This is a genomic window from Fundidesulfovibrio soli, from assembly GCF_022808695.1.
Taxonomy (GTDB): Bacteria; Desulfobacterota; Desulfovibrionia; order Desulfovibrionales; family Desulfovibrionaceae; genus Fundidesulfovibrio; species Fundidesulfovibrio soli.
On record NZ_JAKZKW010000036.1, the window covers coordinates 1 to 9,822 of the forward strand.

The 9,822-nt window shown below is 63.3% G+C and carries 11 protein-coding genes; 8 read left to right on the top strand and 3 right to left on the bottom strand.

Annotation, left to right across the window (positions count from 1 at the left end):
• Nucleotides 1–175: 175 nt before the first annotated feature.
• The 5 genes from MLE18_RS17695 to MLE18_RS18240 all read left to right on the top strand — a co-directional run bounded on the left by MLE18_RS17695 (nt 176) and on the right by MLE18_RS18240 (nt 3,977).
• Nucleotides 176–1,021 (top strand): M15 family metallopeptidase, encoded by an 846-nt coding sequence (locus tag MLE18_RS17695; RefSeq protein WP_243440131.1) that lies wholly within the window; start codon nt 176–178, stop codon nt 1,019–1,021.
• Nucleotides 1,018–2,004: a tRNA glutamyl-Q(34) synthetase GluQRS gene (gluQRS, locus tag MLE18_RS17700; protein WP_243440132.1), complete on the top strand. Its 987-nt coding sequence runs from the start codon at nt 1,018–1,020 to the stop codon at nt 2,002–2,004. The genes MLE18_RS17695 and gluQRS overlap by 4 nt, the downstream gene beginning before the upstream one ends.
• Nucleotides 2,001–2,567 carry a hypothetical protein gene (locus MLE18_RS17705; RefSeq protein ID WP_243440133.1) on the top strand — a complete coding sequence of 189 codons (567 nt, stop codon included), beginning with the start codon at nt 2,001–2,003 and terminating at the stop codon, nt 2,565–2,567. Before gluQRS ends, MLE18_RS17705 begins: the two co-directional genes overlap by 4 nt.
• A gap of 34 nt (nt 2,568–2,601) precedes the next feature.
• Nucleotides 2,602–3,696 carry a class I SAM-dependent methyltransferase gene (locus MLE18_RS17710; protein WP_243440134.1) on the top strand — a complete coding sequence of 365 codons (1,095 nt, stop codon included), beginning with the start codon at nt 2,602–2,604 and terminating at the stop codon, nt 3,694–3,696.
• Nucleotides 3,697–3,863: 167 nt separating this feature from the next.
• Nucleotides 3,864–3,977, top strand: a complete 114-nt coding sequence (locus MLE18_RS18240) for an antitoxin MazE-like protein (RefSeq protein WP_419714903.1) — start codon at nt 3,864–3,866, stop codon at nt 3,975–3,977.
• Nucleotides 3,978–3,998: 21 nt separating this feature from the next.
• On the opposite strand, the gene drt2 is transcribed toward MLE18_RS18240, so the two are convergent.
• The 3 genes from drt2 to MLE18_RS17725 all read right to left on the bottom strand — a co-directional run bounded on the left by drt2 (nt 3,999) and on the right by MLE18_RS17725 (nt 6,933).
• On the bottom strand, nt 3,999–5,273 hold the full coding sequence (gene drt2 / locus MLE18_RS17715; RefSeq protein WP_336605597.1) for an antiviral reverse transcriptase Drt2: 1,275 nt from the start codon (nt 5,271–5,273) through the stop codon (nt 3,999–4,001).
• 315 nt (nt 5,274–5,588) lie between these two features.
• Nucleotides 5,589–6,278, bottom strand: coding sequence for a 7-cyano-7-deazaguanine synthase QueC (gene queC, locus MLE18_RS17720; protein WP_243440136.1), 690 nt, complete (start codon nt 6,276–6,278; stop codon nt 5,589–5,591).
• Nucleotides 6,279–6,294: 16 nt separating this feature from the next.
• Complete coding sequence (locus MLE18_RS17725) at nt 6,295–6,933, bottom strand: 7-carboxy-7-deazaguanine synthase QueE (protein WP_243440137.1); 639 nt, start codon at nt 6,931–6,933, stop codon at nt 6,295–6,297.
• A 77-nt stretch (nt 6,934–7,010) separates the two neighbouring features.
• On the opposite strand from MLE18_RS17725, the gene queF reads away from it, so the two are divergent.
• The 3 genes from queF to nifS all read left to right on the top strand — a co-directional run bounded on the left by queF (nt 7,011) and on the right by nifS (nt 9,564).
• Nucleotides 7,011–7,418: a preQ(1) synthase gene (gene queF, locus MLE18_RS17730; protein WP_243440138.1), complete on the top strand. Its 408-nt coding sequence runs from the start codon at nt 7,011–7,013 to the stop codon at nt 7,416–7,418.
• A 113-nt stretch (nt 7,419–7,531) separates the two neighbouring features.
• The gene (gene nifU, locus MLE18_RS17735) at nt 7,532–8,371 is read left to right on the top strand and encodes a Fe-S cluster assembly protein NifU (protein ID WP_243440139.1); all 840 of its coding nucleotides are present in this window, start codon (nt 7,532–7,534) and stop codon (nt 8,369–8,371) included.
• A complete protein-coding gene (gene nifS / locus MLE18_RS17740) occupies nt 8,371–9,564 on the top strand; it encodes a cysteine desulfurase NifS (protein WP_243440140.1) in 1,194 nt (397 codons plus the stop codon). The genes nifU and nifS overlap by 1 nt, the downstream gene beginning before the upstream one ends.
• Nucleotides 9,565–9,822 lie beyond the last annotated feature (258 nt).

Sequence of the window (9,822 nt, forward strand, 5' to 3'; positions counted from 1 at the left end):
GGCCGGGCGGCGGAGCACGATATTCTTCAAATATATCGGGTTCCGCCGCCCGGCCCGGCTCCCCACGGAGACTACAACCCCACTTCAAGTCTTCCCCATAATCGCATAAGAGGAGCGTGCTTCCGGGCCACGCGACGCCGCAGGCCCGACTGATACGAGAACCCGAGGTTTCCCGATGACCGTACGCCGCCTCCTCTGCGCCGCGCTGCTGGCCTGCTTCTGCGCGCTCCCGGCCGCCTGCGCCGCGCCGTCCGCGACCCCGAATCAGTCCTCTCCGTCCGCGGCTTCCGCCGCGCGCACCGCCCCCCAGAACCAGGTCCAGGCCGACCTGGACATCCTCAAGCGCGCCTATCCCGACGTGGTGGCCTCCGTCTCCGCCGACGGCCTGACCCTGCGCGACGGCACGCGCCTCATCTACGACGACGGCAAGGCCAAAACACCCGATCAGGCCCTGGACGACGCCGACCTGCAGGACATGCTGGCCCAGCCCTACCCCCTGTCCCCGGTGACGGCCGAGCCCGGCCCGGGCGTGCACCCGGGCCGCGTGCGCGTCACGGCCTTCTTCAAGGCCGCCTACGGCCACAACCCCGACGAGGTGAAGGCCGCACTCGTGCCCGTGCGCTTCCTGGGCACCACGGTGCAGTTCAGCTCCCGCAACGGCGCGGCCAAGGCCCTGGGGGCCGTGAACGCAGACCTTGAGCGCCTGCTGGCCGCCAAGCCGGAGCTGCGCCGCGCGGTGCTGCCCGTCTCCGGCACCTTCGCCTGGCGGCAGATCGCGGGCACGCAGCGCCTCTCCATGCACTCCTTCGGTGCCGCCATCGACTTGAACGCCAAGGTCAACACCTACTGGCAGTGGTACAAGGGCAACGACCCCCTGGGCCTGCGCAAGGCCTTCCCGCCCGAAGTGGCGGAGGTCTTCGAGCGCCACGGCTTCGTCTGGGGCGGCAAGTGGGCCGAGTTCGACATCATGCACTTCGAGTACCGCCCGGAACTCATCGCCAAGGCCAGGGCCGCGCGGTGAGCGTGCGGGGCCGCTTCGCCCCCAGCCCTTCGGGCCGCATGCACCTGGGCAACGCCTGGACGGCCCTGCTGGCCTGGCTCTCGGCGCGCTCGAAAGGTGGGGCCATGGTCCTGCGCATGGAGGACCTGGACCCGGCGCGCTCCAAGCCCCAGTTCGCCGAGGCCATCCTGAGCGACCTGGCCTGGCTCGGCCTGGACTGGGACGAAGGCCCGGACAAGGGCGGCCCCTGCGGCCCCTACGCCCAGAACGAACGGCGCGGCCTCTACGACGAGGCCCTGCGCGGCCTTGAGGCGCGCGGCCTGCTCTATCCCTGCTACTGCACCCGGGCCGAGCTTCGCGGCGTCCGCGGCGACCAGCTGGCCGACCCGGCCTCGGCCCCCCACGTGGGCGAGCTGGAGCCCGTCTACGCCGGGACCTGCCTCGGCCTCACCGGGACCATGCGCGCCGCCAAGGAGGCCCTGGGCCGCCGCCCCTCCACCCGGATGCGCGTGGAGCAGGGCGCCGTGACCTTCACCGACGGCGTGCTCGGCCCTCAGACCCAGGAGCTTTCCCGCCAGTGCGGCGACTTCCTGCTGCGCCGCAGCGACGGGGTGCACGCCTACCAGTTGGCCGTCTCCGTGGACGACGCGGCGCAAGGCGTCACCGAGGTGGTGCGCGGGGCGGACCTGCTGGATTCCACAGCCCGCCAGATCCATCTCATCCGCCTGTTCGGGCGCGTGGAGCCGTCCTACGCCCACGTGCCCCTGCTGGTGGACCCGGACGGCAGGCGGCTCTCCAAGCGCCGCCAGGACGTGGACCTGGGCGCGCTGCGCAACGCGGGGGTGACGCCCGGGCGCATTGTGGGCTATCTGGCCTGGAAGGCCGGGCTGCTGCCGGAGCCCAGGCCCGTGGAGGCCCTGGAGCTGGCGGACGGCTTCAGCTTCGCGCCCATGCCCGCCGGGCCGGTAGTGGTGCGGGAGAACTGGATGGAGGAGGGAGCATGACCAAGGCCCTGATCGCGCTGATGTTTCTTCTGGTCGCCGTTCCGGGCCAGGCGGCCACCTCGAAGAGCGCCAAGAAGCAAAGCAAGAAGCAGGAGAACTGCCAGCCCATCGACGTAAACTCCACCAGCGCGCACTGCTACAAGCTGCGCCCCGGCGGCAAGCACGGCCGCTGCGAGCCCCAGAGCCTGCCCTACGCCCGCTGCCGCACGGGCAACATGTGCTGCCGGGGCAATAACGAGCTTTCGCCCATCGGCTGGTACCACGGCGAGGAGCGTCTGGGCCATGTCACCCAGACCCCGGCCGGGGGCACTGTGCTCATCCTGGGCGACAACTCCCGCCACCGTATGACCACGGGCCACGTGTTCTACGTGGAGAGCGTCAAGCACAAGGGCGGCGACCACTGGGAGCTGACCCTCTCCCACACCAACTACGACCGCCAGTGCCACATCGAGACCAACGTGACGGGCGAATACAACGTCCACACGCGCAGCCTGGCCATGAAGACCGGCCGCTGGAGCGTCTGGGGCAAGGATCTGCGCGCCCTGGGCTTCATCGTCAAATAATCCCCCCTCGACAACCGCCTCGCAGGGAGCAGCCATGGACCACAGCCGGGAAGCACAACGCGCCGCCTTCGCCGTGCGCATGGCCGAAATCCTCGACGCTTCCGCCCTCAACGCCGCCCTCTGCCTGGGCTACCGCGCCGGGCTCTTCGAGGCCATGGACCGCCTGGGCTTTCCGGCTTCTTGCGCCGCCATCGCCCGGGAGGCCGGGCTGAGCGAGCGCTACGTGCGCGAATGGCTCGGCGCCGTGGCCTGCGGCGGGGTGGTGGAGCATTCCGTGTCCGAATCCGGGGAGGAGCTTTTCCTGCTGCCACCCGCACACGCCGACCTGCTGACGCGCCGCGCCGGGCAGGACAACCTGGGCGTCTACACACAGGAAATCCCGCTTCTGACCCAGTGCGCCCTGGAGGACGTTCTGGCCGGGTTCGGCACCGGGCGGGGCGTGCCCTACGAGCGCTATCCGCGCTTCCACGAATGGATGGGCCAGGTGGCCGAGGCCAAGCACCGGGAGGTGCTGGTGGACGCGTTCCTGCCGTCCGTGGCGGGCGGGGAGGTGCTGCGCCGCCTGCGCGAGGGCGTCGACGTGCTGGACGTTGGCTGCTCCGAGGGGCTGGTGGCGCTGCTCATGGCCCGGGCTTTCCCGGGGAGCAGGTTCCTGGGCGTGGATATCTCGGAGGATGCGCTGGCCAAGGCCAGGGGCGAGGCAGCAAGGTTGGGGCTGGAGAACGTCCGCTTCGAGCTGCGCGACGCGGCGGCGCTGGGGGAGGACGCCGCCCTGGCCGGGAGGTTCGGCTACGTCACCGCCTTCGACGCCATCCACGACCAGACCCGCCCCCTGGAGGCGCTCAAGGGCGTGCGCGCCGTGCTGGCCGAGGGCGGATACTTCTCCATGGTGGACATCAAGGCTGAGACGGACATCGCCGGGAATTTGGACAGGCCCATGGGAGCGTTTTTATACACCGTGAGCCTGCTGCACTGCATGCCGGTGGGGCTGGTGGACGGCGGCCCGGGCCTGGGCATGATGTGGGGCAGGGGGAAGGCGCTGGAGTTGCTCCGCGAGGCCGGGTTCGGCAGGGTGGAGGTGTGCGACATCCCGGGGGATGGGTTCAATGCGCACTATTTGTGTGGGTGAGGGGAATGGTGAAAACGACCACAGCCCGGCAGGATGGCGATCCTGCCGGGCTGTTTTGTTTGGGGTAGGGGAGGTGACGGCGATGCCGATTGTCATGTATTGTGGGAACAAGTTTGCGGGAGGACGATATGGCGAGAGAAGACGAGGAACAGGCGGAGCGGCCTGGCATGAGGCTGGTGGAAATCTGGGTTCCGGATACGAGTGATCCGACTATTGCGGAGGAATTTCGCAGGCAGTTGGCGCTGGCGAGGGAGGGTGACGGTGAGGGAGGCTGTGATTGAAGAGAAACAAATTTAATACAATTAACTGGAGTATTTTTCTTTTGCGTCAGCTAGTCTTTTTTCAAAAAAGCGTCCCAGCTTCTTAAGTTGGTTCTTTATTGTTTTTGAGCCTGTGGTTTTTAATGCGCGAAGTCCGTATGTGATAAAATTCCTTGAGCCATGGTGAGTATTCCTGGCATAAAGCTTTCTTGTATAAAGCTCGCGATGTGGTTCGCCTCTGTTGCTTCGGATATTGTTGTGCGTATTTCTGCTTATGATAGCAGCGTAGATTCGTTTTTTTGAGCGTGTTCTAAATCGCTGGATTGAAGACGATCTGATGTAAATTGCTTTTCCGTCGAACATAAATCCAAGGTATTGGAGTGGTATATTAGTGCATTGAATATCATGATGCTTTGAAAACTTGTGTACGTTTGTTTTGTTGTTAGTGGAAAGTTGAACGTTTTTGAGTTGTGTTTCGACTAGATGCTTGAAAAAGCAGGCGTCTTCGTTGGCGCATATTACGAGAATGTCGTCACAGTATCGGTAATAAGATGCGTTCTTTAAGTGAACTGCATCTGAAATTGACCTGTCAAAATCAAGCAGGCTGATGTTAGATAATAAGCCACTCAGTGGTGAACCTTGAGGTATGCCATGCGTTTTGGTGTTAGTCTCGATCAGTCCTTTGCTGCGGATAAGATTGCGAAAGTCTTGTGACGAGCAAAGTCTTTTTTTGCACTTACATTTTGGAGCAGCTTGGAGTTCTTCCAATGCTCGATTGAGTTCGACATGCGCGAATTTGGTTAGTGATCTGAAGACTTTATAGTGATCGATCGGTAGGCGGTTGGTGTTTATAATTTCTTTCCACTTATTCTTTAAGACTTCATGGTTTATGTTGTCGAAAAATTTTGAAATGTCAAAGGCAAGAGCAGTGCAGTTATGTCTGTTTGAGATATCAATAAATGCCATGTGTGCATAGTCAATATTGTTTTTGCCAGTTTTTCTGAAGGCTAAGATGTGCGGGTTGAGCCGATCTTTTTCTAATATTATTTCATAGTAACGATTTAGTTGGTGTGCATAGTATGAGTATACAGCAGAATCTCCGTGTGAAGGGTACATGACGACACGCGATTTAGTTTTGATACATTGGTCACATTTTGAAAATTTGATTGTGTCAATTGAAAAAGAAAGAAAAGGCAAGAAGTTCCAGCTTGAAACGAAGTCTGGATTTTGAATAGATTTTATCAGTCTCGAGGTTTGACAGAGGGGTGCGTCAAAATGCCGGAAGCTTCGTGGCTTGAACCAAATAGGGGGGGTCATGATAGCAAAACAGGGCGGAGGGGACTGCGGTAATCCTGAACCAAGAGTTCATCTCCGCCCTGCATAGCAAAATCCTCGAAACCGCGTTAGTTTAATCTGTGCTACCTGTAAGGAGGACGCGATGGCAGGCCTAGTTATAGACGCTGCGCCGGTAGTCGCCCACCTGGTCACGGATGTGATCAGGGTGTTGACAACTCGTTCACTCGCCCCTTCAACTGCATGAAGGGCAACCTATAATTTCCAAATTTATGTGCGATTGTCAACAATCGTGGCAGTGGCTTATGTGATATGATATTTATGATCAAAACTCGGTAGTTATTGTGGCACATACCTCGTCGGATCACTCACCCCCGCCTCCTCGAACCCCTTTCGCCTCAACAAGCACGAATCGCACCTGCCGCAGGCAAGCCCGTCCCCGCTCGGGTCGTAGCAACTGTGCGTCAGCCCGTAATCCACCCCCAGGCCCATGCCCAGTTCGATGATCTGGGCCTTGTTCAGGCGCATCAGGGGCGCGTGCACCTTCATCATCAGCCTGCCCTCCACGGCCTCCTTGATGGCCAGGTTGGCCATCTTCTCGAAGGCCTCCACGAATTCGGGGCGGCAGTCGGGGTAGCCGGAGTAGTCCAGGGCGTTGACGCCGATGAAGATGTCCGCCGCGGGGAGCACCTCGGCCCAGGCCAGGGCCATGGAGAGGAACACCGTGTTGCGCGCGGGCACGTAGGTCACGGGGATGTCCTGCTCCATCTCGGCGGTGTCGCGGTCCTTGGGCACGTCGATGTCGGCGGTGAGGGCCGAGCCGCCGATGGTGCCCAAGGGCAGGTCCAGCACCAGGTGGCCTGCCGCGCCCAGGTGATTGGCCACCCGGCGGGCGGCGTCCAGCTCCACGGTGTGGCGCTGGCCGTAACGGAAGCTCAGGGCGTAGGCGTTGTAGCCCTGGGATTTGGCGATGGCTAGGCACGTGGAGGAGTCGAGCCCTCCGGAAAAAAGAACCACGGCGTTCTTCACGATGAGTCTCCGATGATTAGACCCCTCGGGTGGAGGGGTCCCAGATGATCTTGTGCAGCTGCAGGCTCAGGCGTACGGGGAGCCTGTCCGCCAGAATCCATGCCGCCAGCTCCGCCGGGGCCAGGCTGGCCGTTATCGGCGAGAAGTGGATGGCCCGCCCGGAGCGCGGCAGCGCGCGCACGGTCCGGGCGGCATAGTCGTAGTCCTCCCGGCCCGCAAGCACGAATTTGAGTTCGTCCTGGGGGCGCAGGCACTCCAGCAGGGCCGGGTGCATGCGCTCGTGCATCCCGCTGGAGGGGCACTTCACGTCCACGATGGCCGTGGCCACCGGGGGCAGCATGTCGGGCGGCAGGGTGCCGTTGGTCTCCACCAGGATCTCGTAGCCCTCCAGGGCCAGGGCGTGGGCCAGCGGCATGGCCTCGGGCTGGAGCAGGGGCTCGCCCCCGGTGAGCTCCACCAGGTTGCAGCCGTACTCCCCGATGGCCTCCAGCACGGCCTTCACGCTCATGGGCTTCCCGCCCTCCCAGGAGTAGGGCGTGTCGCACCAGGCGCAGCGCAGGTTGCAGCCCGACAGGCGCACGAAGGTGCACGGTCGGCCCGCATGGGTGGACTCCCCCTGGATGGAGTGAAAGATTTCCGTTACCAACAGCGTCATCGGCGCCCCGCACCTCTTTGCGATAGCCGAAATCCTAATCCAAGAACCGCGCGGCGTCAAAAGCCGCAGGGAGCAGTATGAACATAAAAGACGACGTCTCCAAACTGACCCACCTGGGCCAGGCAGGGACCACCTACCCCGAACGCGTTTCCCCGGAGCTCATCGAGACCTTCCCCAACCGCTTCCCGGAGCGCGACTACACAGTGACCTTCGAGTCAGAGGAGTTCACCAGCCTCTGCCCCATGACCGGCCAGCCCGACTTCGGCACCATCACCGTGAGCTACGTTCCCGGGGAGCTGTGCATCGAGTCCAAGTCGCTCAAGCTGTACCTGTTCAGCTACCGCAGCGAGCCCAGTTTCATGGAGACGCTCACGAATCGCATCCTGGACGACCTGGCAGGGGCCTGCAAACCCCGGAAAATGACCGTGACGGGCAACTTCCGCCCGCGCGGGGGCATCGGCATCGTGGTGCAGGCCTCGATTTGAGGCGGATTTGCGGATTGGGCGCACAAATCAAGCCCGAACCGCTTCCGTAAACGGGGCGGATGTCTTATCCTCCAAAGCTACGAGATGTCCGCATCCAACACAGGAGAATTCTTATGTGGGAATATACTGACAAAGTGCGCGAGCACTTCATCAACCCCCGCAACGTAGGCGAGATCAAGGACGCCTCCTGCGTGGGGGAGGTCGGCTCCATCGCCTGCGGCGACGCCCTCAAGCTCTTCCTCAAGGTTGACGAGAACGACCGCATCGTGGACGCCAAGTTCCAGACCTTCGGCTGCGCCAGCGCCATCGCCTCCTCCTCGGCGCTCACCGAGATGATCAAGGGCAAGACCGTGGACGAGGCCCTGGACGTCTCCAACAAGGACATCGCCGAGTTCCTGGGCGGCCTGCCCAAGGAGAAGATGCACTGCTCCGTCATGGGCCGCGAGGCCCTGGAGGCGGCGGTGAAGAACCTGCGCGGCGAGGAAGCCGTGCCCCACGCCGAGGGCGAGATCGTCTGCGAGTGCTTCGGCGTGACCGACGAGCAGGTCCGCAGGGCCATCAAGGAGAACAACCTGAACACCGTGGAGGAGATCACCGACTTCACCAAGGCCGGCGGCGGCTGCGGCAAGTGCCTGGACAAGCTGGCCGACCTGCTGGCTGAGGCCAAGGGCCAGAAGAAGGTGCTCACGCCGCTTACGGTCAAGCCCGCCGGGCTGACCAACCTGCAGCGCATGAAGCTGGTCAACAAGGTCATCGAAGAGGAGATCAGCCCCAGCCTCCAGCAGGACGGCGGCAACATCGAACTGGTGGACGTGGACGGCAAGCGCGTGCTGGTGCAGCTGCGCGGGGCCTGCTCCTCCTGCAAGTCCAGCCAGCTCACGCTCAAGCAGTTCGTGGAGAAGCGCCTGCGCGAGACCGTTGAACCCGACATCGTGGTCGAGGAGGTGCGCTGATGGCCCCCGCTTCCCCCGTATACATGGACAACAACGCCACCACCCGTGTTGACCCCGCCGTGCTGGAGGAGATGCTGCCGTATTTCTCCGACCTCTACGGCAACCCCTCCAGCATGCACACCTTCGGCGGGCAGGTGGGCCGCACGATCAGCCAGGCGCGCGAGCGCGTGGCCGAGGCCTTCAACTGCCACCCCGACGAGGTGATGTTCAACGCCTGCGGCACCGAGGGCGACAACACGGCCATCCGTTCGGCCCTGGCCTCCCAGCCGGACAAACGCCACATCATCACCACGCGCGTGGAGCACCCCGCCGTGCTCAACGTGGCCAAGCACCTGGAGCGCCGGGGCTACGACGCCACCTACCTGGGCGTGGACGCCGAGGGCAGGCTCGACCTGGACGAGCTGCGCGAGTCCATCCGCCCGGACACCGCGCTCATCTCCGTGATGTACGCCAACAACGAGACCGGCGTGATCTTCCCCATCCAGGAGATCGCCGAGATCGCCAAGGAGCGCGGCGTGCTCGTGCACACCGACGCCGTGCAGGTGCTGGGCAAGGTGCCCTTCGACCTCAAGACCCTGCCCGTGGACTTCCTGGCCGTGTCCGGCCACAAGGTGCACGCCCCCAAGGGCGTGGGCGCGCTCTTCGTGCGCAAGGGCGTGCAGTTCAGGCCCTTCATGCTGGGCGGCCACCAGGAGCGCGGCCGCCGCGCGGGCACCGAGAACACCACCGGCATCATCGGCCTGGGCAAGGCCTGCGAAATCGCCATGAAGAACATCGCGCACGAGAACAGCGCGGTGAAGGCCCTGCGCGACAAGCTGGAGAAGGCCCTGCTGGCCGCCATCCCGGATACCCGCATCAACGGCACGGTGGACGCGCGCCTGCCCAACACCACCAGCCTGGCCTTCCAGTACGTTGAGGGCGAGTCCATCCTGCTGATGCTCGACGCCTTCGGCGTGTGCGCCAGCTCGGGCTCGGCCTGCACCTCCGGGTCGCTGGAGCCCTCGCACGTGCTGCGGGCCATGGGCGTGCCCTTCACCTACGCCCACGGCTCCATCCGCTTCAGCCTCTCGCGCTTCAACACCGAGGCCGATGTGGACCTGGTGGTCAAGGAGCTGCCCCCCATCATCACCCGCCTGCGTGAGATATCGCCCTTCAAGCACGCGGAAGGCGAGGCCCCGGCCTGCACCTGCTGACCATCTGGCCGCACACTTGACAACGAGCCCCTGCGCACGAACCGCGCAGGGGCTTTTTCATGCGCGGCTGTACTTGCGGAACGAACCTCATGTTGACGTCGTGTGGTTTGGCCGGGATAGACCGCGTCAGGTTGGGGAGAATCACGGTGCCTTGTCTGCTTGCCACGTTTCAGACGCGGTGAGTCGTAGCGGGTCCGGCCGAGGCCTCTCCGGGGCCGAACTGGCTGATGTTCTTCAAATACAGCGGACAGTTCGGCC